Here is a 26,525-nt window from a genome sequence, read left to right on the forward strand (position 1 = left end):
ACTACGTCACAGCGAAGACCTTAGCCAGCAACCGCGATAAGGGCAGCAGACAAAACACCAGCATAGCCAGCGGAAACGACGCAAAAGCCGCTACCCAGGCCGCGTTCATCACAATCAGCGATAGCACACCGGCTTTCACGGCCCGGCCAATGTTGGGGCCAATCGGTTCGCGGACGGCCTGCCAGAGCGGAGGGAAAATATAATAGCCAAACAGAGCCAGAAACGGGAAAGCCGTGCCGAGTTGCTGCCGGTCCTGCGCCAGCGCGGCCACGCAGCCGATAACCAGCGCGTAGAGTAATCCGGCCACGCGCAGCACCACCGGACTACCGCCGTGTACTTCGCCCCGACTGATCATGGTGATAGCCGCGATGTAAATAATCGGAATGATACCGACCCACAGCCAGGGCATCAGTTGATCGGGCAGGATGCTGACGCCCAGCAGCAGGTTAAGTCCCCGACACAAGCCCATGTTCAGCGGGCCAGCCAGCGAATGATGTTTGCCAAACCGGTCATACACAAGCGATACGACAACGATAGCCAGCGCCAGCAACCCCGCCGTGTTGTTGACCAGAAACGCCGTAATTACACCTAGCGCATACAGCCCAGCCCCTAGCCCGGCAGCCGCGCCTTTGCTGACGACGCCACTCGGAATGGGTCGTTCGGGTCGCTCGACAGCGTCGAGTTCGGCATCGAACACGTCGTTGAATACGACGCCCCCCCCGTACAGACCAACTGTAGCAAGCGCCAGCCAGCCAATCGGGGCGGGGGCGGGACTGTTGGTTGCGAAATACCCCGCGATAGCCATACCCGCCAGCACGTCGGCGATGGCGGTGACGAGGTTGGCCGGACGAGTCAGCGAAAGCAATGCTTTGAGCATAGTTGATAAACAGTAAAAGTCGGCGGGTCAGCCCTGCGCCCGTTTGATGACACTACCCAACAGACTGCCGATGAATGTCAGACCGATGGAGCCGTACAGGCTAAAATTTTCGAGATCCTGCCGGTGTCCACCCACAGCCGGACCCAGCACAAACGTGTACCCCAGCCAGAGTAGCAGCGCCTGCTCGATAGCCAGCGCCCACCCTTTGCGGGTTTCCAGAAAGCCGATCAGCACACCCACAATGGCGGCTGCCAGATACGGCCAGTGAATGACATTGCTGCGCTTGATAATCAGCAGCAGCAGCGTACTCGTCAGCACGACCAGCCCCATGTGCAGCACGAACCGCCGATCGAAAAAAGCGGTGGGTGCGGGTTCACCGCCAATCGGTACGGTTGCCGCGTTTGCCAGTGTATCGGCCCGTTCCAGATCACTACGGCTCAGATCGGTACGGCGCAGCTTCTGCCCCGCCATACCCCGCCATCGGTATGGTTCGGGCAGATCGGTGCTGTTATGAAAAACGGCTTTGTCGAAATCGGTGAATGCCTGCTCGTAGTCGCCCTGTTCGTAATGGATTTTACCCGTTTCCAGATGCAGCTCAGACACGGTGTCGTCGTAGCTTTTCCCCCGGTTCAGGTCGGTCAATGCTGCTGCCGGATCACCCAGATCGTGGTAAATCCGGGCCCGGTACAGATACGCCACGCTCGATTTGGGCTGCTCCGCCAGAGCCGCGTTGAAATACGCCAGTGCATCCGCCGTCTGTCCACCATCGTACAGATTGATTCCATCGCGGAGACGGTCGGCTTCTTTTTGGGCGGCCGTCCGCTGATCGGCGTAGTAACGCAGGTAAATAATATAACCGACAAAAGCGGTCAGGGCGGTTAGTTCCAGCATGGGTCGTCTGGTTTACCATACAACACTGGTTGGCCTATAGTCATTCCAGATTCAGGCTTCTATTCAGCCTATTCGGGTGCCTTTTTGAGACAAAAGGCACAACCAATATCCACAAGTCTGTCAATGGCTGAAATTACCCCCCAGCCCCCTGAAGGGGGAGCGGTTCATTTGCGGAACGCTCCCCCTTCAGGGGGCTGGGGGTAAACGGGCCGAAGGAAATTTGCTAGCTATCTAAGCTAATACAAGAACTTAACAGCCCTGCCCTTCAGGGGGCTGGGGGTAATTTCAACCGCTACCGGATAATGGTCGATTCCTTATCGACGCGGGGAGCCTGCCCACCACGCAGCACCGAACTGCCGTTGAACCGCTGACTTTGATCAATGCCCAGCGGCTGGCTCAGCTCGTCCAGACTTAGCTGCCCGCTCTGGGCGAAAGCCGTAACGGCGTTAGTAAACGTGACGAGCCGGATAGCTTCGTCGGAAATGCCGTGCTGCTTCATCAGCGCAGCCGTTTTCGGGACGGCCAGCGGGTCGCTGATGCCCCAGTCGGCAGCGGAGTTGATCATGATACGTTCGGGGCCGTACTGCTTCACGATCTCGACCATCCGCTCGTTGCCCATTTTGGTGAACGGATAGATAGTAAAGCCCGCCCAGAAGCCCCGGTCCAGCGTTTCGCGAACCGTTTCTTCGTTGTTGTGGTCAACGATCACCATGCCGGGGTCGATACCGTGCTCGATGGCGATGTCCATACTCCGGCTTGTGCCCTGTTTTTTGTCGCGGTGGGGCGTGTGAATCTGCACCGGCAGGCCCGCTTCTTTCGCCAGATCGAGCTGGGCGCGGTAGTATTTTTCTTCGGAGACCGTCTGATCGTCGAAACCGATTTCACCGATGCCAACGACGCCTTCTTTGTAAATAAACAGCGGTAGAATCTCCATCACCTGCTCGGCCAGCTCTTCCTGATTGGCTTCTTTCGAGTTCAGGCCGATGGTGCAGTAGTGCCGGATACCGAACTGCGACGCCCGGAACCGCTCCCACCCCACGAGGCTGGCAAAGTAATCGCGGAACGAGTCGACGCCGGTGCGGGGCTGCCCCAGCCAGAACGCCGGTTCAATCATCGCCACCACGCCCGCGTCGGCCATCGCCTGATAGTCGTCGGTAGTGCGGGAGGTCATGTGTACGTGCATATCGAAGAACGACATGCCGCGAATAGAGTCCATAAAGTCCATAACAGAGTGGGTTTGGAAACGTCAACGCCAGCGTTTACATGCTGGCGTCAGCAAAGATACGGTCGGATGAGATTGCCCCGCCGAATCCTTTTTTAATGCACAATTCACAACCCAATCCGCACCGGATTCGTTTTATAAACAGTAAACAACAAATACTGATATGGTACGATCTCAATCAGCGCGATCCGCCCGGTGGCTACTGGGTATCGCAGCTACACTGGCTATTGGCACCGGGTTAACTGCCTGTAATAAAGATGCAATTAACGACCTGACGCCCGACCAATCGCAGGTATACATCACCAACTACGACCGCTCGGTCAACTTCAGCCAGTACAAAACCTTCAGCCTGCCCGACTCCGTGGTGGTCGAATCGAATACCGGCTACACGACCTCGCTCGGCAGCGTTGAAAGTCGATTTGTCTCGAACGTTGCCGCTGCCCTGACCGCTCGTGGCTTCACCCGCGTGGCGGCTGGTCAGAAAGCCGATCTGGGGGTAGCCGTTATCAAGGTCAATAACCGGTATACGGGCGTTGGCGTCGATCCGTACGGCTCGTATTACTCAAATTACTGGGGTGGCGGCTTTGGCTATGGCGGATTCGGTGGCTACTACCCGTACTACCCAACTTACTACACGTATCAGGTGACGGACCGGTACTGGGAGATTCAGGCGGTCGATCTGAAGAACGCACCTGCTGGAGCCGGGACAGGTACTGGAACGGGTACCGGCACTGGAACAGGAACCGGGACAGGTACCACCCAGCCGCAACTCAACGTTGTCTACGACGCGACCGTACGGGGCGACGACATTACGGATACGCAGTCGGTCGATGCCGCTACCACGGCCATTTTCAACCAGTCGTCTTACCTGCGACCTAACTAAGCATCACCCATGAATCGTTATATGCTTCCGGCTTTGCTGGCGATCACGCTGGCACTTCCGGCCCTGGCTCAGACTACCCCTGAGCGCCCCTACGTTTATGAAAGCGTGTCGGAATACGACCGATACGTAACGTTCAATCTGTCAGCCCGCTACGGTGTTGCCCTCCCGATGGGTGGCCTGAAAACATACACCAGCGGCACATCGGCGACGAACCTGGCCCTCGACGGCGAGTGGCTGTTTCCGCAGCGTTTTTCGATTGGTCTGAAATCAGGCTATCAGTACACCAGCGAGCGACTTCCCCGGCAGACCATCTACTACGGCGATCAAACTATTTCGGCGGTACAGACACGCACCTTCAGCGTGATTCCGGTGATGGCGTCGCTGTCGTACTATTTCGCTCAGAATTCAGGGGCAATTCGTCCCTACGTGCAGATTGCCGGGGGCGGTGCCTTCGTCGATTACATCAACTATTTCGGCGCGTTGGCCGATCAGAGCAAAGGCTTTAAAGGTGCTATTGCTCCGGCGATCGGGTTAAAGTTCTACGGCCGGCCGGAGCAGAAATTCGGTGCCGAGATTCAGGCGCAGTACCAGAACGTATTCTTCAACTACGGTCAGCTACCCAACAACGCCCCCTCGCTCATGCTCTCCGCCGGGCTTATTTATCGCTGGTATTAGGTCGGGTTTAAGGTTTGTAGTTTAACGTTTAAGGTTGGCTACCGCACGTAATCCATGCGGTAGCCAACCTTAAACGTTAAACCTTAGACTTTAAACCTGCCTCACATTAGCTCCCCAATATGCGGGGGCAGTGAACGCCCGGCAGCTCGCCGTTCGGCCGCGTAATCGGTCAGCGTCTGGGCGAGTCGGGCGTTTTTGCGTTCGTGCAGACCCGTGATCTGAGTAATGTCTTTGTCGGTGAAGAACGCTTTCAGAATCAGTTGATTCCAGGCCGCTTCGTCGAACTGCTCGGCGGGGTATGGGTTGTGCAGCATGATCGCCGATTGCACATCGGCGATGTTGTTACGGATGCCTTCGGTCGCCTGAAACCGCCAGCGTTCGGGGTACGACAGCACTGGCAGGGCAGAATACAGGGCCACCAACTCGTTAAGTTCAGCGGCTTTGAACAGTTGCGTAATCGTGCTGACGTACCGCTCCTCATCGTCGGCGGGGAGTTGCAGCAGCCACCACACCCGCGCCAGTCGGTCGCGGGTCCAGCCAGCCACGGTAAAGTCGGGACGGATGCGCTCGATGGCAAACGCCATGTCCTGCGGCACCTCGATCACCTGCCGACCAACGTAGCGGGGCATGGCCGTAAAGACGCGATAAAACAGGGCCGGTTTGGGTTCGATCTGAAGCTGATCGGTTTGCTCGCGCAGGTACTGCACCCCCGCTGCTGAATCGGGTTGCTGCTCCAGCAGGTAGAGCAGCGTCTGGCTCATGGCAAGAATTGTCATGCTGTAAAAATACGACGCCCCTCCCCTTTCTACCCGTCTTTTTTGGCTTTGGGGTGCGCCTGATCGTAGGTTTTCTTCAACTGCTCCAGGCTGGTGTGCGTGTAAATCTGCGTTGCGGCCAGGCTGCTGTGGCCCAGCAAATCCTTGATCGCGTTGAGGTCGCCCCCCCGGTTGAGCAGGTGCGTCGCAAACGTATGGCGCAGTACGTGTGGGCTTTTCTTCTCCAGCGTCGTCACGACCGACAGATGCTTTTTTACGATGCGCTGAATCAGTACCGGGTACGCGCCAACGCCTTTGTCGCTCACGATCAGCACCGTAGCGTCGGCCTGCCCGTTGAACTCAGTTTCCTTCAGCGTGGTGTACTGCTGAATCAGGTCATACAGCGTTTGCGTCAGCGGGATCAGCCGGTGTTTGTTGCGCTTACCCAGCACTGTGATCGTGCGATTGTAGAGATTGACGTCGACGGTTTTCAGGCCGATGAGTTCGCTGAGCCGGATGCCCGTACCGTAGAGCAGTTCGATCACCAGCTTATCGCGCAGCCCCTCAAACGTGTCGGGAAACTCGACCTCGTCGAGCAGCGTTTCCATCGGCTTTTCCTCGACGTAAACCGGCAGCTTGCGCGACATCTTCAGCGCCTGAATCTTGGTCATCGGGTCAACGGCGATCACCTTCCGGCGCAGCAGGTAACCGAAAAACGCCCGCAGCGTCGCGATCTTCCGGTTCACCGACGTCTTGTCCATCCCCCCCTCAACCATGCTGACGATCCACGACCGGATGTGCCGGAAATCAGCGCGTTCGGGCTGATCGACGTTACATTCCGTCGTCAGAAACTGGCTGAACTGCGCCATGTCGCCGGTGTAGGCCGTTAGGGTGTGCTGACTCAGCCGCTTTTCAAAACGGATATGTTTCAGGAAATCGTCGGTCTGATTCATCGGCAGCGGGTTCATCCAGCGAATGTACAAACCATCTCGCGTCGGTTGGTCGATTCAAGCGGCTTTTCGTAGGTTTGCCGCACTCAACCTGCCCCACTATGCGCCTGCTGCCCATCGTCGTTTTATTGCTGTCCAGCCTCATGGCCTGCCAGTCGCCACAGGACCCTGCTCAGTCGTTGATCGATCAGGCCATTGCGGCCCACGGGGGCGATGCGATCAACAACACCCGTATTTCGTTCGACTTTCGAAAGGCCCATCTGGTATTGGAGCAGCAAGGCGGGCGGTTCCGGTACGAGCGAACGCAGCCCGACTCGACCGGCCAACTCGTGCGCGATGTACTGACCAACGACGGTTTCACCCGCCATATCGACGGTAAGCCGCAAGTGCTCGACACGGCACAGGTGGGTAAGTACAGCCGCTCGGTCAACTCAATTGCGTACTTCGTGCTCCTACCCTGGAAACTGCACGACCCCGCCGTAGTACCGACGCTGCTGGGTTCCGAACAGATCGACGGGCAGACGTACGACAAGGTGCAGGTGAAATTCCGGGCCGACGGCGGGGGCAAAGACCACGGCGACACGTTTGTGTACTGGTTCAATCAGCGCACCTACACCCTCGACTGCCTCGCCTACAGCGAAGGTGGCCCCCGCTTCCGTCGGGCCATTCATCCGCAGACGGTGGCAGGTATCCGGTTTCAGGATTACATCAACTACAAGTCCGACGCCGACACGCTCGATGTGGCCACCTACGCCCGGCGGTATCAGGCCCGGCAGATGGTCGAACTATCGCGTATCGAACAGAAAAATATTCAGGTCACGCCCTTACCCAAACCTTAGTACCGCAGCACTAGCAAACAAATCCACCGACTAGCGGAGATCCCCCCTGTCGTCAAGATGACAAGAACAATTCCCCAAACAACCTCTCAGGGGGCGGGGGGTAGCGTAACGGCCTGATCGACCAGTTCGACCACTGCGTCGATTTCCGCTTCTGTATTAAAATAATGCGGAGCTAGCCGGATAATCCAGTCGATGCCTTTTCGCGTGAAGTCGATGATAGCGCCCTGTTTGTGCTGCACCGTGAATAAAACCCCGCCCTGCCGGAGGGCCGTGTCCAGTGTCGCCAGCGGCTGACGCGTCGAGTGGAACGTCAGGATGTTACTCTGTACCGACCCTAAATCCGTCAGGTCAATTCCGTCGATCTGACTAAGCCCCGTCCGTAATCGCTGCATCAATACCTGATTTACCTGCGCAATTGCTTCGATACCAAGCTGGTTGGCGTACCGCACAGCCTCCACCAGCCCGACGACAGACAGCGACTTTTCCTGTGGCTCGAATCGCTTTGCATTCGCCCGCACGGCAAACGTATCGGGGCTAGTCCAGTCGGCACCCTGGCGGTCGACGAAAAGCGGTGTCAGACCAGTTGCCAGCACCTTGTCCGACACATAGAGAAAGCCGGTGTTACGCGGTCCCCGCAGAAACTTACGACCCGTCGCGACCAGAAAATCAGCCTGAATTCGTTCGACATCGAGCGGTAGTTGCCCTGCTGACTGAGCCGCATCGAGCAGATACCAGCAATCGTACCGGCTACAGATAGCCCCGATCAGTTCGGCAGGCTGCACTATGCCCGAATTGGTGGGGATATGCGTAATCGCGACCAGCACCGGGTGGTGTTGCTGAATCAGCTGTTCAAGGTGCATCAGGTCGAGATCGCCGTTGTCGAGGTCATTAATTCGGATGAGCCGGATACCCAACCGCTGTTGCATACTCAGGAACGCGAGCTGATTGGAAATGTAATCGTTGGTAGTAGTCAGGATAACATCGCCCGGTTGGAACGGGATTGCCGACAGCGCCTGCGTGTAAGCAGCCATTGCGCTGTATGAGAACGCGATGTTGTCGGGGCGGGCGTTAATCAGTTTGGCTATTTCGCCGTACAACTGCGCCATGTGATCGGCCCGTACCCGTTCGGTTTCGTAGCCGCCCACCTGCGTTTCCAGATGCAGATAGTCCTGCATGGCCGTTATGACGGGGCGGGGCATCAGCGAAGCCCCGGCGCTGTTCATGAACAGTGTTGCAGTAGCCAAACCAGGCGTATCAGCCCGAACCGTATTCTTATCAATGGGTATCACTTGATCTGTTTGCATGGGGCAAAAGACGGGTATTTGTCAACGTGGCACCAGATACACTCCCGCCTTTTTCGGGTCGTACAGTTGACCAGATTGATTTATAAACTGTACGGCTATTTTTCGCTCATTGTGTATCTGGCCTAGTACAGTTTATGCACTTACTTTTGCGGCTGCTCATTCGTCATAACCCGAACGCCATGACCAGTCGAACGCCTAAATACCAGACCATTGCGCGTCAGCTCGGCGACAAGCTGCGACTCGGGCAACTGGACGATGATGTCAAGCTGCCGTCTGTTCGTACGCTTAGTCGGGAGCTTCGGGTCAGCATCAATACGGTGCAACAGGCCTACTATTGTCTGGAATCGGAAGGATTGGTCGAAGCCCGCCCGCAGTCAGGCTATTACGCACGAAGTCGCAGCCGTCGACAGGATGCGCTGCCGCACCATTCACAGCCAACCCCCGGCACGCATCAGTCTGACCAACCCGCCAAGGATTCGCTGCTGCTTCGGCTGATCGGGCTGCAAAACCAACCCGACTGGCTACCGTTTTCCATGAACGTCCCGGCTCCCGGCCTGATTCCGATTCAGAAACTGAACAAGGCGTTGCAACAGGCACTGCGCACCATGCCCAACGCGGGAATCGGCTACGACGCCATACCGGGAAATCTCGCTCTGCGCCAGCAGATTGCCCGACACACGATGTTCTGGGGCGGCAACCTAACGGCCGATGAGCTAATCACGACGGAAGGCTGTACGGCCGCGTTGACGCTATGCCTGAAAGCCGTAACGAAGCCGGGCGACACGGTAGCCGTGGAAAGCCCGGCGTACTTCGGCATTCTCCAAACAGTGCTGTCGCTGGAATTGCAGGTGCTGGAACTTCCAACGGACCCGCTGACCGGTATTGACCTACCAACGCTGGACGGCCACCTGAAAGCGGGGCGGGTGCAGGCCTGTTTGTTCGTCACAAACTTCAGCAATCCGCTGGGTAGTTGCATGACCGACACTGGTAAACAGCAGCTGGTACGCCTGCTGGAAACGTATCAGGTGCCACTTATCGAAGATGATCTGTACGGCGACCTGCACTATGCCTCGCACCGGCCCGTACCCTGCAAAGCTTACGACCGGCAGGGGTTGGTGCTGTGGTGTGGTTCGTTCAGCAAGACGCTGGCACCGGGTTATCGGGTGGGCTGGGTGGCCCCCGGCCGCTACTACGACGCCCTATTACAACTCAAACGATTTCAGGCGGGTGTATCGCCGGGCATCACGCAGCAGGCTATCGCCCATTTTCTGGCCAACGACCGCTACGAATTACACCTGCACCGCCTGCGTAAAACGCTGAAGAGCAACTGTGTGCGATACCAGCAAACGATTCGGGCGTCGTTTCCGGCAGGCACAAGAATAAGTGAGCCACAAGGAAGCTTCTCCCTGTGGCTCGAACTCGACCCAGCCATTGATACGGTGTCGCTTTGCGAAGATTTGTTACTTCAGAAAATCAGTATCATGCCGGGGAGTATGTTTTCGCTCCAGCCGCAATACGCCAACTGCCTACGACTCAGCTACGGTATGACCTACGATCAGCGCGTCGAAGCGGGTTTGCAGCAGATCGGGCAATTCGTCAGCCAGTACTACGCCGGTTAGCGTCAGTACCGGATACTCCAGTACGGATTCTCATGGGCAGTAATACTCTCGGTGATTTTCTTTTTGACCATCGCGTTGTAATCTGCGTCGGTAATCTTCTTGCCTTTAGTCTTGGGTAGTTTAAGATCGTCGGCCGTGACGGGACGGAACGTAACACTCTGCGCGATGATTTCGACATCACCGTCATTAAGGTCCAATTCCAGAATCAGCCCCGGCAGCCCACTCATTCGTTCGGGACCAGCTGATACGGGAATATCCTGCGCGAACCAGGCCGTTATCGTCTGATTCTTGATAGGATCGGTAGTCTCTGCCTTCATGCAGATATAGCCCGCTACGTCTTTGATCTGATTACCAATTTTCCAGGTAGGTGTCCGTAGCGAGTCCTCAACAATGTATACTCTGCCCAGCATCTCCATGATGTCCATTTGACGTTCTTTCTCGAAGTTACGCGTCATAATTAGTTCGCTCTGCCGCCATGAATAGCCTTCATCCTGACTTTCCGACGCATCGCCCGAATAAGTATACAGGCTTTGCGTGGGCGTAAACAGTAGCTTCATCTTCTCGCCCTTGTTATCGTCCTCCCAGTTTTTACTTCGCAGCATGATCCGGTCTTTCTGCTCCTGACTCAGGTAGGTCATGCGGCTGTAAATCTTGTTCCAGTGCGTGATGCGCCGGTATTCCACGACGCCTTCGGTTTTTTGGGCCATCACCAGCGACGGCAGGCTCAGCAGTAGCAAGCCAATAAGTAGTCGGTACATAGTCGGTATATGGTTTGCAGTTTTCGGTTTTCTGTAGCTTGGCAAGTAATGTAGCCTGAACCGGTGGGCCGGTTCAGGCTACATTACTGTATCAATAAAAATCCTGACGGCGCATCTTGGCCGTTACACCCCGCATGTTGTAGGTGAAACTAAGCAAAAAATAGCGGGCCAGCGTCTGAATACTCTCCGTCTGGCTGTAGTTCTGTCCGGCATACTGACTGACGTACACGTTACGGTTCAGCAGGTCATAGGCCGACAGCCGTACCTCCGCCCGTTTGGCTTTGCCGATGATATGGTACAGCGACGTGTTCAGAATCGGTACCTGCTGACGGAAGCCCAATCGGTCATTGATGTAGGAGCGATAATTGAGCGTCGTGTTGAGGTAGATATCCCTGGGAAATTTCAGGTTCAGATCCCCCCGGTACGTATAGGTGTAGATCGTCTGGTTCTGCGCCGTATTGACCGAGTACTGCGCGTTGGTGATGTTGACGTTGGCATTACCATAGAACGTGAGCCACTCTTTTGGGGTCAGTTCGAGCCGGGCGCCACCGCTGATGTTCTGATTTTTCGTATCGTTCAGGATGTCGCTCACCACTTCGGTTACGCCCCCAACCTGCCGCGTCTGCCGAATTGGTGTAAAGTTACGGCCGACGTTGAATTGCCCGTTCAGGTTCAGCGTTGCTTTGGTTTTCTTCAGCGGAAAACCAAAGCCCAGATAGCCACCCGTAGAGCGCCCGCCCGAGACGTTTTCGGGCGATGTCGTCGTAATCAGCGTTTGCGTATCGACACTCTGCCCGTACACAATCTGGTTATCGTTCCAGGTTGAGCTTAGATTCGTCGAAAAGTTGATGAAGCTACCGGGGTTGAAATAGTAAAAGCCAAGATCCACTTCTTTATTCAGACCCGGTAGCAGGTTGGGGTTACCCACCGTTACGAAGAGCGGGTTGGTGATCGTGCGTACCGGTTGCAAATCACGTGAGGCCGGAATCTGTACGCCTACCGAGTAGCTACCATAGAGGTACTTGTTGTTTTTCAGATCGTAGTTGAGCCCAACATTCGGAAGCAGCGTATTGAAGGTACGCCGGATCGGGATTAACTCCTGCGAACGATCCCGGTTGTACTTACCATCGAGCACAAAGCTTTGCCCGGCCAAACCCGCCGACACGTTCAGTCCTTTGTATGAATACCGAAGGCTACTTCCCAGCCGGTTGTAGGTGTAATTATTTTTGTAGTACAGGCTCAGCGTATCGACCCGTCGGCGGGAGTCGTTGAGGTTAAATACCCCACGTTCAACTTCATCGAAGCGCAGGCTGAAATTGTAGAACGTTTCCCAGTAAAACTTCTTGGCAAACGGCTCGACATAGAGCAAGCTGGCCTTATACTGATTGCTGAGCAGGTCAGTGTTCTGATCCTGATTCAGGTTGCGGAACATGTCACTAACCGTCGTTGCCTGAAAAAACTGGTTGACAGACTGTAACCGTAAGTCAGCATCGTTTTTGGTTATCTGATACGTCGCGCTGGCGGCAAAGCTGCGCCCTTTTTTCTTGAATTTCAGCCGATAGAGAGCCGTATTCGCCAGCGCAAACTGATTGGCCTGTGTACCGTTGAGGGTATTGCTGGTCGAATACAATTGCTGCGGACCGCCAGCCAGGCTTTGATTGATACGCTGTAAACTGGTCAGGTTGTTGTTGCCGATACCCAGCCGACCATTACTAATCAAAATCAGCGTCTGCGTGGTATCGAGTTGTTTTTCAAAACGCAGGCTAACCCGGTGATTAGCGTTCTGATTCATCTGCGTACTCGTGTCGGTCGTCGTGAGCGTTGAGCCGGGTAGAAAGCGTTGCTGATTGCGCAGCGTGGAAAGGTCCTGCCGGGTCTGGTTGAAGAAGTAGCTGGTGCTGAGCTTGGTCTTCTTCGTATCGTAGTTGTAGTTGACACCACCGGCCAGGTTCCGCGTAAAGCCCCGGTTATCGCCCCCGCTAATCGGAATACTCAGGCTTTCATTATCGTCGCCGAAGGAAAGATACCGGTTATTGCCGCTGAAGCCGAAATCCGCGTCGTCGTTCCAGTTGAACGAGTTACTCCCCGAAAATCCTGGTAATCGTTCCACGAGAGGCCGCCCTGATTGGTATTGTTGCCCAGCAGCACCGCCGATAGCTGCCGCTTGCTGTCGAACTTATTGTAGTTCCCCCGCACGTCATAGCGCGCCGAAACGTTGTTCGAGGCTGGTCCACCACCGGCAGTCACTTTTCCGAATCCGCCTTTCTTGTATTCGTCCTTGAGTTGCAGGTTGACGGTTTTTTCTTTCTTCCCGTCATCGACACCCGTCAGCTTCGCCTGCTCCGTTTTGTCGCTGAACACCTGCACTTTCGTGATGGCATCGGCCTGTAAGTTCTTGGTAGCCAGCTTCGGATCACTCCCAAAGAATTGCTTCCCGTCGACCGTCACTTTACTAACCGCCTGCCCCTGCGCCCGGATATTGCCGTCCTGATCGATCTGCACCCCCGGCAGTTTTCTGAGCAGGTCTTCGACCGTCGAGCCGGGCGGTACCTTGAATGAAGCCGCGTTGTATTCGAGGGTATCACCCTTAATCGTGAGCGGTGCTTTCGCCGTCCGGACGACGACTTCCATCAGTTCCTTCGTGATGGGTTTTAGCTTCAGACCGCCCAGATCGAGTACGGCATCATCACCATTTTTGATCAGCGCGTTGTACGGAATGTAACCGACGAACGTAACCTTCAGGATGTAGCTACCCGCCTTTAGATTTTTGAAGGTGAAGGCTCCCTTGTCATCGGTTCGTCCAAAATTCACCATCGATGAATCTTTGGGGCTAAGCAACATCACTGTGGAAGACGGCAGTGCATTGTTGAGCGTGTCGACGGCCCGTCCCTGGAGTGTGAAGCGCGTGGGCGTCTGGGCACGTAACACCACCGTTAGCAGGCACAATGCCGCCAACAAAAAGAGGTTTCGCATGGGTGATAGAGTAGAGGTTGACTGGTTGTGGTGACAAGATAGGCCAAGCCGAAACAGGTTGACACCGTGTTAACGTTATTTAACTATTTTTATAGTACACTATTTCGTAAACGGTATAGCGCACTGATAATGAGTTAAAAAAACGCCAAACCGTTGCACGGAACATGTTAAAGGAGACCAAAATCACCTCAATTCCACACCGAATTCACGGGTATTTTCGACAGTATTGATTAAACGGTATACGTTTGTCTCAGACAGCATCTTGCTGTCGTAGCCGCGTCAGCGGCTAACAAACAGGACACGCCACTTTAGCCTTCGGCTACGACAGCAGGGATGCTGTCTGAGACAGTGTCAACACCCTTCGAGCAGGTCGCGGATGGCGCGGGCTTTGAGCAGGCATTCGTCCCACTCCTGGGCGGGATCGGCGTCGTAGGTGATGGCACTACCTACCGAGAACGAAGCGTATTGCTGCCGGGCGTCGTACAGCAGCGACCGGATCACAACGTTAAAATCGAAATTGTTGTCGGAGGTAACGTAACCAAACGCGCCCGAATACAGCCCCCGGCGGCTGCTTTCCAACTCGTCAATCAGTTCCATCGACCGGATTTTGGGCGCACCGGTCATACTGCCCATCGGAAAGGCGTTACGGATGGCGTCGGTCCACGAACTGTCGGGGTGCAGCGTGGCCGATACAGTCGAGATCATTTGAAATACCTGCCGAAAGCTGTAAATCCCGAACAATTCATCGACCCGTACCGTACCCGTCTGAGCCGACCGCGCCAGATCGTTCCTGACCAGATCGACGATCATCAGGTTCTCGGCCCGCTCCTTCTCGGAGTTAAGCAGTCGTACCCGGAGCTGGGCGTCTTCATCGGCCGTTTTTCCCCGGCGGATGGTGCCTTTGATAGGCTGTGAGGTAAGCGTCGCTCCCGTTTTTTTGAGAAACCGCTCCGGCGACGCCCCCATCATATAGTGGTCGTCAAGCTTTAAAAAGGCCGAAAACGGCATCGGCGACCGTTCGTTCAGCGCCCAGTACGTGGCCATTGGATCGAGCCGGGCCTGTTCGGCAAAAAACTCGACACAGTAATTCAGCTCGTAAACCTCCCCCGCCCGAATGAACTGCTGAATCTGTCGGACGGTGGTCATGTATGCATCGGACGTAACGCGGCACTGCACCTGTTGCGGGTCGACAGGCAGGAAAGCAGGCATTGGAAACGCCAGCAGATCGGTCAGCAGCGCATCAGTATCGCCCTCGCCAGCCAGCGTTGGTGCTCCGTCGTGGTAGTCGATAATCCAGCGGGGCTCGGCAAAAAACGCGTCAGCAAACCCAATCCGGTTCGGATGTCGGCTGTTGAGCCGTTCCAGTTGATTCTTCAGATCATAGCCCAAATACCCGACCCAGTGTGACGGGCGTTCGGCCTGCGCCAGCCTTAGCAGCTCAAAGGCATCCGGCCCATCCGACGCATCAGAAACCCCAACGACCCGCTTCGCCCCGACAAAGAGTCGGTTTGGAAACGGGTCGTTGGGGTACTCAATATTACTGTTGTTCAGTAGCGCAACTACGCCGTCGTTCTGCGGCTGTGCCAGTGCCCAGGCCAGCGCCCGTTGCCAGAAAACGAGTTCAACGTTTGATGTTTTATGTTCAAGGTTAGTATCCACCGAAAACGTTAAACCTTGACCATTAAACCTGAAACTAACTTCGTACCAGCGATACGTCGACGGCGATGTCTTTACCTTCCGGATTCTGGCCCAGCGTAAACTCTACTTCGTCATCAATGTGGAGTTCGTCGAACTCGGTATCGATCAGGCTGGTATAGTGGAAAAACAGGTTATTAGGTGGGTAATTGATAAACCCATACCCCGATTTCAGACTGCGAACCGTACTGATTTTCCGACCGGTCGGGTCATCGTCCGGCCGATCGATGAGGTTGTAGTTTGGCTCGTCTTCATCTTCAAAGTTAGCCGCGTATGAGTTCTGGCTATTGACGAAACTATTCCCACTCGTAGTAGCTGTCGCTGGCGTGAATGTCGGGCGGGAAGCCTGCTTGACGAACAGGTTTTGAATGATCGGGTCGTTGCGCCGGGTGCGGTCATCGATCATGGCGTGCATGGCGACCGGGTACGACACTTCTTCGAGCAGATCCTGCGAGGTACGGGTCACCTGCCGTTCGCCCTGTTCGTTTTCAAATTCAAAATCCCAGCTCAGTACCATGATCCGCGAGCCTACCGTGTTCAGCTTACGAATGAGCGGCACGTAATCACCGTCGGACGTGATGAGCACGATAACGTCGAATTTCTTGTAGAGAGTCAGTTCAAACGCTTCCAGCGCCAGCCATACATCGATGCCTTTTTCCTGGCGGTACCCCTGGTAGGTCTTGACCGGCAGGTAGTGGGTCACGACGCCTTCCGACATCAGGATATCATCGAACAGCCGGTCGTAGAACAGTTGATTACCGCGCTGATTGGCTTCGTGGGCGTTGAGCCGCCCCCGAAAATAATGGGCGTCGACAATCTGGCACAACCGTTCATTAACACCCTCCCGCTCAGCTACCTGCTGCCGAATAAACGCGTGCAGCCCCGAAATGCTGATCCGGCTGCGTCGCTCGTGGGAGTAGTTATAATAGTTGCTTACGTGGAGGAAATAGTTACCGTCATAAAAGACCCCAATACGGGTCAGTCGGGATGATACTGACTGCATATATACTGTTTGTTGTAAATGGTAAGCTTACTAATTAACTGTGTATTGTATGGATATGGACAAGCGCGTACGGTATGATAGAGTAATGTGGATAATGGAGGATTCTGGTTGACTGGTATGTAAACGACGTTCAGAAATAGCAGGCTAGTCACAGTATGGTCGTGGGGCAAAAGTAAAGCTTTTTTAACAGCAATCGCGACCGGGCCGGTATCTTTGCCGCTTCTACCGCTGCTCCTTTATGCAAAAAATACTATTTATCGACCGTGACGGAACGCTGATTGCTGAACCACAACCCGATCAGCAGGTCGATTCACTGGCCAAGCTTGATTACATCCCCGGTGCGCTGTCGGCCATGCGGCAGATCGCGCAGGAAACCGATTACCGGCTGGTGATGGTCACTAATCAGGACGGTCTCGGCACCGACGCGTTCCCCGAAGATACGTTCTGGCCTGCCCAAAACAAGATGCTGTCGACCTTCGAAGGTGAAAACATTCATTTCGACGACATCCACATCGACCGGCATTTCCCGCATCAGAATAGCACCACCCGCAAGCCGGGAACGGGTATGCTGATGGAGTACTTTGACCGTACGAAATACGACCTTGCCAATAGCTACGTCATCGGCGACCGCCTGACCGACGTGCAGCTGGCCGTTAATCTGGGCGCGAAAGCCATTCTGTTTCTGCCCCCCGGCGGTCTGGAATCGGTACAGATGGCCGATGTCACCCAGCAGACCGACGCCATGAAACAGGCCATCGCGCTGACGACCAGCGACTGGCACGCCATTTACACCTTCCTGCGCCTGCCTGCCCGCACCGTCACGGTCGAGCGCAACACGAAAGAAACGCAGATTCGTATCGACCTGAACCTCGACGGCACGGGCAAAGCTGACATTCACACGGGCCTGGGCTTCTACGATCACATGCTCGATCAGGTGGCCAAGCATTCCGGCTCCGACCTGACCATCCGCGTACAGGGCGACCTGCACATCGACGAACATCACACCATCGAAGATACCGCGCTGGCCCTGGGCGAAGCGTACCGACGTGCGCTCGGCGACAAAAAAGGCATCAGCCGCTACGGCTATCTGCTGCCGATGGACGACGCACTGGCGCAGGTAGCGATCGACTTTTCTGGACGGCCGTGGCTGGTGTGGGACGCTGAGTTCCGGCGCGAGAAAGTGGGCGACATGCCGACCGAGCTGTTTCACCACTTCTTCAAATCATTCTCCGACACGGCGCAGTGCAACCTGAACGTAAAGGTTGAAGGCGATAACGAACACCATAAGATCGAAGCGATTTTCAAGGCGTTTGCCAAATCGATCAAGATGGCCGTTCGGCGCGACATTCGGGAAATCGATAACCTGCCCAGCACGAAAGGCGTTTTGTAACAAGGCTTTGTACCAAGACTTTGCGGCACGGCTTTTCCGTCGTACTTTTGCCCCATCTTCAATTGAGCACTGACATGGATTTATCAACCCCGTTAACCCTTCTGTTCTACGCGGTTCTGCTGATCGCTTCGTTCATGACCGGCAAGTGGCTGGAGCGCAAAGACCGGAAGTATTAATCTGGTTCAAGGTTTGTGGTTTAACGTTTAACGTTTCTTCTGCGGCAACCATATTCCCGATGCTTTGTCCGCTCAGAACCTTGACCGTTAAACTACAAACCTCAAACCCATCATGCTTGGTGCCCTGACTCGCTGGTTGTTTAAACTGTGGGGCTGGCGCATTCAGGGGCCGGTACCTACGGTGCCCAAAGCCATTTGGGTCGTTGCGCCCCACACCACCAACTGGGATTTCCCTGTCGGGCTGGGTATCCGCCCGACCGTCGGTATCTGGATTCAGTACCTCGCCAAAAGTTCGTTGTTCACGTGGTACTCGGGCTGGCTGTTTCGCCTGCTCGGTGGTAAGCCCGTCTACCGCGACCGGTCGCGTAATCTGGTCGATGCTACCGTCGACGTTTTCAACCAAAGCGACCGGCTCCACATCTGCATCACGCCCGAAGGTACCCGCGCCAACGTCGCTACACTCAAAACGGGTTTTTACTACATCGCACTGAAAGCCAACGTCCCGCTGATTCTCGTCGGCTTCGACTGGCCCCGCAAACTCGTGCTCCTCAGCGAACCGCTCTACGTAACCGGCGACTATGAGCGCGATATGCTCCCCTTCTACCAGTTTTTCTCACAGGTTCACGGCATCAAAAAAGACTGGCTGCTGAAGTGGGAAAAGACCGGCGTTATCGAACGCAGTTAGCGTATTGTAGCTTGGTAGTTACGTAGCCTGGACCGGTCCACGTCCGGGTGGGCGCGACAGCGGCCAACAAAGCATCCGCCTGCACTAGTTGCCCTAACGGGCACCCGGACGTGGACCGGTCCGCCGGTGCGGTCCAGGCTACAACTTCTTTGCCCAGATCAATCCGTAATCCAGTTGCGTAGGAATAGCTTCGTCGGTGGGTTGCAGACCGGCCTGTTTGAACCAGCTCCGGTGCTCGACACGGCTGTAGCAGCGTCCTTTTGTTCCCCAGAATAGTTGGGCCGAATAATCGGTAACGGCCAGCGGACCATCGAGCGCATCGTTTAGAAACGCGTCGTGTACCCAGAGTTCACCACCGGGGCGCAGGGCCGCAGCAAAGCGGTTGGTCAGTGCCTGACAGGTATCGGTTGGCCAATCGTGGAACAGGCTGGCAGCCAGCAACAGGTCGGTATTGGTTAGATCGTCGGTGAGCATATCGCCCGGCAGGAACGTTACCCGCTCCCGGACGCTTTCTGCCCCCGGTCGGCCGCTCCGGCTGAATTCATCGAGCAACTCCTGCGCAACGGTCAGTACCGCCGGGCGGTCGAATAGCGTGGCCGTCGACGTGGGGTTGTTCAGCAGCCATTCGTAGGTGTAAAAGCCGGTACCACCCGCCACGTCGAGCAGATGCCCGTCGCGCCGGGTCATGCTGGCCGCGACCAAAGGCGACAGGTGCCGGGCGCGACCAGCCAGCCCCAGCGTAAATCGGCGCGACTCGTCGGGATCATCCATCGGCGAGGGCGCATCACCTTCTTTGACGAACGAAATACCGTTGGGCGTTTCCAGCGGCCCGTCGTTTCGCAGTCGGACGGCCATTTCCACGGCGCCCACGTCGTCTTTTTCCAGTTCAATGTATCCGCTCAGATTCGGCGTATGCCGCTGCGACACGTATCGGCCCAACTCGGTGATGTACAGTTTACCCGTTTGGTCGTAAGTCAGCAGGTTCATCGCGCACAGGGCTGGGAACAACACATGGGCCGGTCGCTCTTGCAGATTAAGTCGCTGGCTCAGTTCCGCCACGGACAGCGGCCCGTTTATCAGTTCGCTAAAAACGGGTATGTGGTGTACCGCGACAATGAGCAGACGCGACCCGTACATGGCCCGTAGCTGGCGGGTAATGGGTGCGAGATCAGGTTGAGAAGTCATCGTTGAGTATAGGTGATTTATAATCAGTGAAGCCGTTTACGATTTAGATACGTCTGCCTGAACGATCAATTTCTGTCATCCCGACGACAGGAGGGATCTTCGCGAGGGGCTGATTTAACCGCCTGTTACCGAACCGGGCCGCCGGAGCGGATCCCTCCTGGCGTCGGGATGACAAAAATCCGTTCCCCAGACATCATCAGCCCTCCCGCAGTGCCTGCACCATCAGCGCACCGGCCCGCTCCGACGCGCCGGGTTCGCCCATCCGCTGCCGGACGTCGGCGTAGCCAGCCAGTTGATCGGCCCGGCGGGTGCCCCCCGGCAGGATGGCCCGCAGTTCGGCGACAACCGTGTCTTCCCGAAAATCCTGAATCAGTTCTTTGACGATTTCGCGGTCGGCGATGAGGTTGACGAGCGAGATAAACCGCACCGACATCACGCGCTTGCCAATGGCGTAGAACAGCTTCGACGCTTTGTAACACACCACCTGCGGCACGTTGAGCAGGGCCGTTTCGAGCGTCGCCGTCCCCGACGTTACCAGCGCGGCCGTTGCTACCGTCAGCAGGTCGTAGGCCGCATCGCTGACGCGGGCCACGTTGGGGTAGTCGCGCAACAGGTCGTCGTACAGGCTCGCGGGCAGGTTGCTGACCGTACCGACGACGAAACGATAGTTGGGGAAATGGCGCGTAGCCGCCAGCATCGTCGGCAGCATGCCCACAATTTCCTGACGGCGGCTACCGGGCAGCAGAGCCACAACGGGACGTTCGTCGGCGGGAAGTTTGGCCAGAAACTGAGTATCGGGCTGAAACTGGGCAAGTGCATCGAGCAGGGGGTTGCCCACGTAATCGACGCGGTAGTCGTAGCGGGCGAAAAACTCGGTTTCAAACGGCAGTATCGTAAACAGACGGTTGACCGACGCCTTGATGTTTTTGGCCCGGCCGGGGTTCCACGCCCACACTTTTGGCGCGATGTAGTAGAACACCCGAATGCCGTGCGCTTTTGCAAATTTGGCCACGCGCAGGTTGAAACCCGAATAGTCGATCAGGATCAGCACATCGGGGCGGTGGGCCAGCAGGTCGGCCTGACACTCGCGCATGATCCGGCGGATCGTTCCCAGATTGCGGGCCACTTCCACGAAACCCATAAAGGCCATCTCGCGGTAGTGCCGAACGAGCGTGGCCCCGGCGGCTTCCATCTGCTCACCACCGTAGGCCCGAAACGCAGCCTGCGGATCGTGCTGCCGGATCGACCGGATCAGGTTGGCACCGTGTAAGTCGCCGGAGCGTTCGCCCGCAATCAGGTAATAGGTCATGGACTATTCGCCGAAATAATCGACGAAGTTTTTGGGCGTTTCGTAGAGCCGCAACTGATGCAGGTGGGCTTCGCTGACGTCGGCGAGGGCGCGTTCGAGGATCTTCCAGATTTCCATGATGAAGATTTCGCACGACGCCATTTTACCCCGCATGAAGTCAACGTCGAGGTTCAGATTTTTGTGATCGACCTTTTCGATTACGTCCCGTTTGATGATGTCGCCCAGCATTTTCAGGTCGATCACAAAGCCCGTATCGGGGTCAGGTTCGCCCTTGACCGTGACGATCAGTTCGAAGTTGTGGCCGTGCCAGTTGATGTTGGCGCAGGGACCGAAAACTTCCGCATTTTTTTCTTCCGACCAGTTCGGATTGTATAGCCGGTGAGCCGCGTTGAAGTGCTCAATTCTGTTGATATAGACCATAGCTCTGGTTTAGATAAGGCGGTTGCCAGAAACGCCGGGTGAAAAATTAGGGCGTAAAGGTACGCATTTCGGCGGAGACCTGCGCGGTAAACGGCCATTGTATCCGGGTTGAACAAGCGATGAGGCAACGGGATTCACATATAAATAATACAATTTAATCAAAAAATCACCTATTCTTTTGTATAGCCCCTAACCCGTACCTTTACGATCTCTTTTTTAAGTTTCACGCTGATTTCTACCAGTTTAAGGGCTTCAGCACCTATTTTCCATTTCTCTATGATTATCGTTACGGGGGCAGCCGGTTTTATCGGCAGTTGTTTGATTAGCAAATTGAATCAGGAAAACTTCAATTTCATCATCGCCGTTGACGATTTTTCTGACCCCCGTAAAGAAAAGAATCTGGTAGGCAAGCGCATTCAGGAGCGCGTCGACCGGGAGGTGTTTTTCGACTGGCTCGATCAGAACTATCAGGAGATCGAATTCATCTTCCACATCGGTGCCCGTACCGACACGACCGAGTTCGACTGGTCGATTCTGGAGCACCTCAACCTGACGTATTCCAAGCGTATCTGGCAAGCCTGCATCGACTATCAGATTCCGCTCGTGTATGCATCGTCGGCGGCTACGTACGGCCTCGGCGAGCTGGGCTACGACGACAACGAATCGCAGATTCCGCAGCTCAAACCGCTGAACCCCTACGGTGAATCGAAGAACGCGTTCGACATCTGGGCGCTGGAGCAGGAACGCAAACCGTTTTTCTGGGCAGGACTGAAATTCTTCAACGTCTACGGCCCCAACGAATACCACAAAGACCGGATGGCGTCGGTGATTTTTCACACCGTCAATCAAATTCGGAAAACGGGTAAGATGAATTTGTTCCGGTCGCACAACCCCGATTACGCCGACGGCGAGCAGATGCGCGATTTCGTGTACGTGAAAGACGTCGTTGAGGTGTGTCTGTTTCTGATGCATCACCGGCGCAACTCCGGCATCTACAACCTCGGCAGCGGCAAAGCCCGCACCTTCCTCGATCTGGTTACCAGCACCTTCCGCGCTCTCGACCTCGAACCGAACATCGGCTTTATCGATACCCCCGCCGACATCCGCGACAAGTACCAGTATTTCACGCAGGCCAACATGGCCAAGCTGCGCTCCATCGGCTACGACCGCCCGTTCTGCTCGCTTGAAGAAGGCATCGCTGACTACGTGGGCAATTACCTCAAAGAAGATACGTATCTGTAACGCAGCCGGTTAGCTAACGCTGTCAGAAAAGGCGATACCGACGCCCTGTAGCTGCTTTTCGGCGTCGGGTAGGATTTCGCAGTTGTCCCAGATACCCGTCAGCAGGGTTTGTGCGTAGGAATCGGGCAGGCCGTTCGCCTGCATAAGCTGGTTAGCCGTTTGGTTGTCGTAGGTGAACGAGCAAAACTGGTACGTAAACTGACCGTCGGCATCATCAAGCAGCAGGTACCAGACGCGCGGGGTACCGTCGTTGGCGGGCATCCCGATAACCCCCGCATTGAGCCAGTATTTATCCTCCCGCACATCATCAAACGGCAGTCCGGCATGGCCAGCCAGGATAACGTCGGCACCGGTAGCTGTCATCGTTTGTTCCTTGACGGACCACGGCGTCGACGCAAATACGAACTCCGAAATGTTTGTCGCGGACCCGTGCACAACGGCCACCGACTTGCCAGCATAGGAAAAGCGCAGGTGCAACGGCAATGTACGTAACCACTCTACTGACGCCCCCGATAGTGCCTGCACCGCGTAGGGAAACCACGTCCGGGAGAATGTATCGCAGCGGCCACCCTCGGCGAAATTACAGCCGCAGTCGTCCGCGCCCTCGACGACGTTCTGCTCCACGTTACCCTGAATGCTGTGAATGCCCCACGCTTTTATCAATTGCACGCACTCATCGGGCTGGGCGCAGTAACCCACGATGTCGCCGGTACAGATGATCCGGTCGGGCGAGATGCCGCGCTGTTCGGCGATCTGCCGGAGCGTTTCCAGCGCCTGTATGTTAGAGTACGGACCGCCGAAAATAAGCAGCGGGCCCCTGAGGGTGCCGAGGTCGGTAGTCGTTGCGGGAGTGTTCATGCGTTTTTAGTACGGAAGACGGTACAGGCGAAGAACACCAGAAAACAGTAAGCGGTTGTAATCAGGTTGGTACTGAGCAGCGCGCCGTACTTGCCGTCGGTCAGGCGGAGGGCGTCGGGCAGGGGCAGAAACGTCAGCAGGGCACCCAGTACCAGCCCACCCACGACCGACAGATGAAAAGCGATGCGCGGTACGGCGACATTCCAAAACAAAAAAATCGGTGCCAGTCCCAGCACGAGCGTTCCGCTGATGGTCGTGGCCGACAGAATAACCGGATCGAAGAAAACCGGGATCGTACCCAGCACCGTCAGTACGACCATTGCCCAGCGGCCGGTCGTAACATTGGGTGTTTCCGCGTTGCCTAAATCGATGCTGACCAGTTTGGAAAACGATGCCATCGCCGAATCAAGCGTCGATGACGCCGACGTAACCATGATCAGGTTCATCAGCAACAGCATCGGTACGCCAAAGTATTTCGCGACGGCCACCGGTGCTTCACCCGACAGATCGTTGAGTTTGGCGAAGATACCGACAAAGCTGAAGAAGATGATGCACAGCGAGCCGATTGCCCCCGCCCAGAGGTACGAACGAAGCGTGGTGCGGGGGTCGGAGATGAAGCCCCGGTCGGTCAGGACGGGGTCGTGGAAGGGGTAGCTCAGGCACTGCACCAGCGCCACCAGCAGCAGGTCGAGGCCCTGCCCCAATTCCCAGCGGCCACTGCTCACGAAGGGCGTCAGGCTACCCCCGTACTGCGGCAGGATGAACCCCAGAATTACCGTCAGCAGCCCCACAAACAGCGTCAGTTGAATTACATCGGTCATGATCGAACTGCTCATGCCGCCTTTCAGCGTGTAAGCCAGCGTCAGCAGCGTAAAGACGACGATGGCGATGTAGTAGCTGCTCGTGCCGGTCGCGCCGAAGTACGAGCCGATCACGATGGTATTCGACCAGATTTCGTTGTACAACCGAATGATAATCAGCCCCGTAAACACAACCACCGCCCCCGGCCGAACTTCGTTTCCAGAAAATGGTGAATACTCCGGTAGCCGCCTTTAGTCCGCATGGCCACCAGCACAAAGCCCGCCACTACAAACGATAGGTAGTAGCCCGCGTAAGCCACCCCGCCCACCAACCCGAAGCTGTGGCCCAGGTTGGCGGCATTGGTGATCGACTTGGCAAACAGCCACGAAATGACCAGACTGCTCGTCAAATAGACCGTGTTCGGCGCGTGGTGATTGCGCGCACCTTTGAAAAATTCGGGGCGGTGCGGGCAAACGGTGCCACGATATACAGCACCACGCTGGAAGCCAGCACCAGCACCCATTGAAAAACACTACTCGTCATCGGCGGTTAGTTCACGTCCCACCAGACGGGGGCGTTGATGCTGTTGTTGTTGATTTTGTCGGCGGCTTTCTTGTACTGCACGTTGTTGAGCGCGCTTTCCGTGCCGGGATATGGCATCCTGACGGGAATCAGGTTGTTATTCAGACTGGCCGAAATCGTTTTTAGGCGGGGGAAACCCGTCCGGCGCCACTCGATCCAGCCTTCGTAGCCGTTGTTGATGTTCGCCAGCCATTTCTGCGTCAGAATCTGCTCAATCGGGTTCTGCCCGTTCTGCTTGTACGCCACCGCATTGCTGCTCAGATAGCTCGTCGGCAGGGTGGTTTGCCAGTATTCAAACGCCTGCGTGATGCCGCGTTCGTACCAGTCCTTCGCCGATGCCGACACCAGCCCCCGCTCGGCGGCTTCGGCCAGCAACAGGCTCGTTTCAGCAGCGGTCATGAAATTGGCCGACAGCTTATCCGAATTCTCGCGGAAGATACTACCCGTCAGGGAGTAATCGGCGACGGAGATCGACAGCTTCGAAGCATCCGGTCCGTTCAATAGCCCCTTGTACGTGCCGGGTTTGGCGGTCGTCGACCGGAAGTACGTTTGTATACGGGGATCGCTCAGGTTCGTCAGGATTTCCTGGCTGGTCAGCGACATAATGAACAGGTTGTAGTCGCCAACGCGGGCCGTCGACATACGGAAATTATTAGGCTGCGTCGAGAAGCGGAACGCGGCATTGTCGGTGTTGGCCTTAATGAAATTTCCCTCCGTCAGCACCTTCTGCAAGTCCGACTTCACATCGACCCGACCCGAAATACGCATCAGGTATTTGATCTTGAGCGAATTGGCAAACAGCACCCACTTCGTGCGGTTACCGCTGAAAATAATGTCACCATCGAGGGCCGTCGCGCCTTTGTATGCATTGATCGACGCGATGCCTTTGTTGAGGTTGTCGAGAATACCGCCAGATGCCGTATAGATGGCTTCCTGCCCATCGTAGGCGGGGGTGATAACGCCCGACTGCCCCGACAGGGCTTCGCTGTAGGGCACGTCGCCGTACAGGTCGGTCAGGGCGGCCGTCATGTACGCTTTCATAATCAGCGCCGGACCTTCATACACCCCGTAGGCCACGTTGGCGCGAGACTTTTGCAGGATGATCTCGTTGTCGCGCAGGTTGGTGTACAGAAACGGCCACGGATTACCGCCGTACTGCGGCTCCGACAGGCTGTGCCGGTCGAAGAGGTTGAAGTCGATGGCGGTGAAGTACTGCCCCAGCAGGTTCCCGGCCACAAACGCTTCGTACGACATCTGTTCGCCGTAGTCGAACAGCACTTTCCGCATCAGCAGCGACGGCTGAACATCGACCGGCGCGTTGGGGTTGGTATTGATCTCCTTGAACCCGTCCGTACAGCTCTGGAATACGCCGAGCAGCACGAGCAGGAGGAGTTTAGTATACAGGTTTCGTTTCATGGCTATGTTGCAAGTCG

25 protein-coding genes are annotated in these 26,525 nt (G+C 56.0%); 7 read left to right on the forward strand and 18 right to left on the reverse strand.

Features of this window, described 5'->3' with window-relative positions:
• Position 1: 1 nt before the first annotated feature.
• The 3 genes from eboC to HH216_RS02435 all read right to left on the reverse strand — a co-directional run bounded on the left by eboC (position 2) and on the right by HH216_RS02435 (position 2,993).
• Positions 2–877: a UbiA-like protein EboC gene (eboC, locus tag HH216_RS02425; protein WP_169549343.1), complete on the reverse strand. Its 876-nt coding sequence runs from the start codon at positions 875–877 to the stop codon at positions 2–4.
• Between the two features lie 27 nt (positions 878–904).
• On the reverse strand, positions 905–1,768 hold the full coding sequence (locus HH216_RS02430; RefSeq protein ID WP_169549344.1) for a tetratricopeptide repeat protein: 864 nt from the start codon (positions 1,766–1,768) through the stop codon (positions 905–907).
• A gap of 292 nt (positions 1,769–2,060) precedes the next feature.
• The gene (locus tag HH216_RS02435) at positions 2,061–2,993 is read right to left on the reverse strand and encodes a TatD family hydrolase (RefSeq protein WP_169549345.1); all 933 of its coding nucleotides are present in this window, start codon (positions 2,991–2,993) and stop codon (positions 2,061–2,063) included.
• 160 nt (positions 2,994–3,153) lie between these two features.
• Here HH216_RS02435 and HH216_RS02440 point away from each other — a divergent pair, with 160 nt between their 5' ends.
• A complete protein-coding gene (locus HH216_RS02440; RefSeq protein ID WP_169549346.1) occupies positions 3,154–3,873 on the forward strand; it encodes a DUF4136 domain-containing protein in 720 nt (239 codons plus the stop codon).
• Between the two features lie 9 nt (positions 3,874–3,882).
• Positions 3,883–4,548: a hypothetical protein gene (locus HH216_RS02445; RefSeq protein ID WP_169549347.1), complete on the forward strand. Its 666-nt coding sequence runs from the start codon at positions 3,883–3,885 to the stop codon at positions 4,546–4,548.
• A 101-nt stretch (positions 4,549–4,649) separates the two neighbouring features.
• Here HH216_RS02445 and HH216_RS02450 read toward each other — a convergent pair whose 3' ends face one another.
• Together HH216_RS02450 and HH216_RS02455 are read right to left on the reverse strand one after the other, a co-directional pair.
• Positions 4,650–5,324 (reverse strand): EboA domain-containing protein, encoded by a 675-nt coding sequence (locus HH216_RS02450; protein ID WP_169549348.1) that lies wholly within the window; start codon positions 5,322–5,324, stop codon positions 4,650–4,652.
• Between the two features lie 29 nt (positions 5,325–5,353).
• Positions 5,354–6,256 carry a tyrosine-type recombinase/integrase gene (locus HH216_RS02455; protein ID WP_169553243.1) on the reverse strand — a complete coding sequence of 301 codons (903 nt, stop codon included), beginning with the start codon at positions 6,254–6,256 and terminating at the stop codon, positions 5,354–5,356.
• 98 nt (positions 6,257–6,354) lie between these two features.
• On the opposite strand from HH216_RS02455, the gene HH216_RS02460 reads away from it, so the two are divergent.
• Positions 6,355–7,092, forward strand: coding sequence for a DUF6503 family protein (locus HH216_RS02460; protein WP_169549349.1), 738 nt, complete (start codon positions 6,355–6,357; stop codon positions 7,090–7,092).
• Between the two features lie 86 nt (positions 7,093–7,178).
• On the opposite strand, the gene HH216_RS02465 is transcribed toward HH216_RS02460, so the two are convergent.
• A complete protein-coding gene (locus HH216_RS02465) occupies positions 7,179–8,396 on the reverse strand; it encodes an aminotransferase class V-fold PLP-dependent enzyme (protein WP_169549350.1) in 1,218 nt (405 codons plus the stop codon).
• A gap of 134 nt (positions 8,397–8,530) precedes the next feature.
• On the opposite strand from HH216_RS02465, the gene HH216_RS02470 reads away from it, so the two are divergent.
• Positions 8,531–10,015: an aminotransferase-like domain-containing protein gene (locus HH216_RS02470; RefSeq protein ID WP_254448656.1), complete on the forward strand. Its 1,485-nt coding sequence runs from the start codon at positions 8,531–8,533 to the stop codon at positions 10,013–10,015.
• A gap of 2 nt (positions 10,016–10,017) precedes the next feature.
• Here the strand turns inward: HH216_RS02470 and HH216_RS02475 are convergent, their stop codons facing one another.
• From HH216_RS02475 to HH216_RS02490, 5 genes are all read right to left on the reverse strand, one after another.
• On the reverse strand, positions 10,018–10,773 hold the full coding sequence (locus tag HH216_RS02475) for a GLPGLI family protein (RefSeq protein WP_169549351.1): 756 nt from the start codon (positions 10,771–10,773) through the stop codon (positions 10,018–10,020).
• Between the two features lie 91 nt (positions 10,774–10,864).
• Entirely contained in the window at positions 10,865–12,883 is a 2,019-nt protein-coding gene (locus tag HH216_RS02480; protein ID WP_332871454.1) for a TonB-dependent receptor domain-containing protein, read from the reverse strand.
• Entirely contained in the window at positions 12,766–13,746 is a 981-nt protein-coding gene (locus HH216_RS26550) for a carboxypeptidase regulatory-like domain-containing protein (RefSeq protein ID WP_332871455.1), read from the reverse strand. The genes HH216_RS02480 and HH216_RS26550 overlap by 118 nt, the downstream gene beginning before the upstream one ends.
• Before the next feature lie 351 nt (positions 13,747–14,097).
• Positions 14,098–15,405 (reverse strand): anthranilate synthase component I family protein, encoded by a 1,308-nt coding sequence (locus HH216_RS02485; protein WP_169549352.1) that lies wholly within the window; start codon positions 15,403–15,405, stop codon positions 14,098–14,100.
• A 34-nt stretch (positions 15,406–15,439) separates the two neighbouring features.
• Positions 15,440–16,444 (reverse strand): NYN domain-containing protein, encoded by a 1,005-nt coding sequence (locus HH216_RS02490; RefSeq protein ID WP_169549353.1) that lies wholly within the window; start codon positions 16,442–16,444, stop codon positions 15,440–15,442.
• Positions 16,445–16,682: 238 nt separating this feature from the next.
• On the opposite strand from HH216_RS02490, the gene hisB reads away from it, so the two are divergent.
• Both hisB and HH216_RS02500 read left to right on the forward strand, forming a co-directional pair.
• The gene (gene hisB / locus HH216_RS02495; protein WP_169549354.1) at positions 16,683–17,834 is read left to right on the forward strand and encodes a bifunctional histidinol-phosphatase/imidazoleglycerol-phosphate dehydratase HisB; all 1,152 of its coding nucleotides are present in this window, start codon (positions 16,683–16,685) and stop codon (positions 17,832–17,834) included.
• 288 nt (positions 17,835–18,122) lie between these two features.
• Positions 18,123–18,695, forward strand: a complete 573-nt coding sequence (locus HH216_RS02500; protein ID WP_169549355.1) for a 1-acyl-sn-glycerol-3-phosphate acyltransferase — start codon at positions 18,123–18,125, stop codon at positions 18,693–18,695.
• A gap of 138 nt (positions 18,696–18,833) precedes the next feature.
• Here the strand turns inward: HH216_RS02500 and HH216_RS02505 are convergent, their stop codons facing one another.
• From HH216_RS02505 to HH216_RS02515, 3 genes are all read right to left on the reverse strand, one after another.
• The gene (locus HH216_RS02505; protein WP_169549356.1) at positions 18,834–19,880 is read right to left on the reverse strand and encodes a methyltransferase; all 1,047 of its coding nucleotides are present in this window, start codon (positions 19,878–19,880) and stop codon (positions 18,834–18,836) included.
• A 196-nt stretch (positions 19,881–20,076) separates the two neighbouring features.
• Entirely contained in the window at positions 20,077–21,189 is a 1,113-nt protein-coding gene (lpxB, locus tag HH216_RS02510; RefSeq protein WP_169549357.1) for a lipid-A-disaccharide synthase, read from the reverse strand.
• 3 nt (positions 21,190–21,192) lie between these two features.
• Entirely contained in the window at positions 21,193–21,609 is a 417-nt protein-coding gene (locus tag HH216_RS02515) for a 6-pyruvoyl trahydropterin synthase family protein (protein ID WP_169549358.1), read from the reverse strand.
• 276 nt (positions 21,610–21,885) lie between these two features.
• Between HH216_RS02515 and rfaD the strand changes: the two genes are divergently transcribed.
• On the forward strand, positions 21,886–22,851 hold the full coding sequence (gene rfaD, locus HH216_RS02520) for an ADP-glyceromanno-heptose 6-epimerase (protein WP_169549359.1): 966 nt from the start codon (positions 21,886–21,888) through the stop codon (positions 22,849–22,851).
• A gap of 9 nt (positions 22,852–22,860) precedes the next feature.
• Here rfaD and HH216_RS02525 read toward each other — a convergent pair whose 3' ends face one another.
• The 4 genes from HH216_RS02525 to HH216_RS02535 are packed head-to-tail and all read right to left on the reverse strand — an operon-like array spanning position 22,861 to position 26,508.
• On the reverse strand, positions 22,861–23,709 hold the full coding sequence (locus tag HH216_RS02525; protein WP_169549360.1) for a metallophosphoesterase family protein: 849 nt from the start codon (positions 23,707–23,709) through the stop codon (positions 22,861–22,863).
• Positions 23,706–24,707 carry a sodium:solute symporter family transporter gene (locus HH216_RS02530; protein ID WP_254448657.1) on the reverse strand — a complete coding sequence of 334 codons (1,002 nt, stop codon included), beginning with the start codon at positions 24,705–24,707 and terminating at the stop codon, positions 23,706–23,708. The genes HH216_RS02525 and HH216_RS02530 overlap by 4 nt, the downstream gene beginning before the upstream one ends.
• Positions 24,686–25,033: a hypothetical protein gene (locus HH216_RS25695; protein WP_254448659.1), complete on the reverse strand. Its 348-nt coding sequence runs from the start codon at positions 25,031–25,033 to the stop codon at positions 24,686–24,688. The genes HH216_RS02530 and HH216_RS25695 overlap by 22 nt, the downstream gene beginning before the upstream one ends.
• A gap of 26 nt (positions 25,034–25,059) precedes the next feature.
• Positions 25,060–26,508, reverse strand: a complete 1,449-nt coding sequence (locus HH216_RS02535; RefSeq protein WP_169549361.1) for a SusD/RagB family nutrient-binding outer membrane lipoprotein — start codon at positions 26,506–26,508, stop codon at positions 25,060–25,062.
• Between the last annotated feature and the right edge of the window lie 17 nt (positions 26,509–26,525).

The sequence above is a fragment of the Spirosoma rhododendri genome (assembly GCF_012849055.1).
GTDB classification, from domain to species: Bacteria; Bacteroidota; Bacteroidia; order Cytophagales; family Spirosomataceae; genus Spirosoma; species Spirosoma rhododendri.

Coding starts and splice junctions, on each gene's coding strand:
- eboC (WP_169549343.1), bottom strand. CDS start 877: ATGCTCAAAGCATTGCTTTCGCTGACTCGTCCGGCCAACCTCGTCACC.
- HH216_RS02430 (WP_169549344.1), bottom strand. CDS start 1,768: ATGCTGGAACTAACCGCCCTGACCGCTTTTGTCGGTTATATTATTTAC.
- HH216_RS02435 (WP_169549345.1), bottom strand. CDS start 2,993: ATGGACTTTATGGACTCTATTCGCGGCATGTCGTTCTTCGATATGCAC.
- HH216_RS02440 (WP_169549346.1), top strand. CDS start 3,154: ATGGTACGATCTCAATCAGCGCGATCCGCCCGGTGGCTACTGGGTATC.
- HH216_RS02445 (WP_169549347.1), top strand. CDS start 3,883: ATGAATCGTTATATGCTTCCGGCTTTGCTGGCGATCACGCTGGCACTT.
- HH216_RS02450 (WP_169549348.1), bottom strand. CDS start 5,324: ATGACAATTCTTGCCATGAGCCAGACGCTGCTCTACCTGCTGGAGCAG.
- HH216_RS02455 (WP_169553243.1), bottom strand. CDS start 6,256: ATGAATCAGACCGACGATTTCCTGAAACATATCCGTTTTGAAAAGCGG.
- HH216_RS02460 (WP_169549349.1), top strand. CDS start 6,355: ATGCGCCTGCTGCCCATCGTCGTTTTATTGCTGTCCAGCCTCATGGCC.
- HH216_RS02465 (WP_169549350.1), bottom strand. CDS start 8,396: ATGCAAACAGATCAAGTGATACCCATTGATAAGAATACGGTTCGGGCT.
- HH216_RS02470 (WP_254448656.1), top strand. CDS start 8,531: ATGCACTTACTTTTGCGGCTGCTCATTCGTCATAACCCGAACGCCATG.
- HH216_RS02475 (WP_169549351.1), bottom strand. CDS start 10,773: ATGTACCGACTACTTATTGGCTTGCTACTGCTGAGCCTGCCGTCGCTG.
- HH216_RS26550 (WP_332871455.1), bottom strand. CDS start 13,746: ATGCGAAACCTCTTTTTGTTGGCGGCATTGTGCCTGCTAACGGTGGTG.
- HH216_RS02490 (WP_169549353.1), bottom strand. CDS start 16,444: ATGCAGTCAGTATCATCCCGACTGACCCGTATTGGGGTCTTTTATGAC.
- hisB (WP_169549354.1), top strand. CDS start 16,683: ATGCAAAAAATACTATTTATCGACCGTGACGGAACGCTGATTGCTGAA.
- HH216_RS02500 (WP_169549355.1), top strand. CDS start 18,123: ATGCTTGGTGCCCTGACTCGCTGGTTGTTTAAACTGTGGGGCTGGCGC.
- HH216_RS02505 (WP_169549356.1), bottom strand. CDS start 19,880: ATGACTTCTCAACCTGATCTCGCACCCATTACCCGCCAGCTACGGGCC.
- lpxB (WP_169549357.1), bottom strand. CDS start 21,189: ATGACCTATTACCTGATTGCGGGCGAACGCTCCGGCGACTTACACGGT.
- HH216_RS02515 (WP_169549358.1), bottom strand. CDS start 21,609: ATGGTCTATATCAACAGAATTGAGCACTTCAACGCGGCTCACCGGCTA.
- rfaD (WP_169549359.1), top strand. CDS start 21,886: ATGATTATCGTTACGGGGGCAGCCGGTTTTATCGGCAGTTGTTTGATT.
- HH216_RS02525 (WP_169549360.1), bottom strand. CDS start 23,709: ATGAACACTCCCGCAACGACTACCGACCTCGGCACCCTCAGGGGCCCG.
- HH216_RS25695 (WP_254448659.1), bottom strand. CDS start 25,033: ATGGGTGCTGGTGCTGGCTTCCAGCGTGGTGCTGTATATCGTGGCACC.
- HH216_RS02535 (WP_169549361.1), bottom strand. CDS start 26,508: ATGAAACGAAACCTGTATACTAAACTCCTCCTGCTCGTGCTGCTCGGC.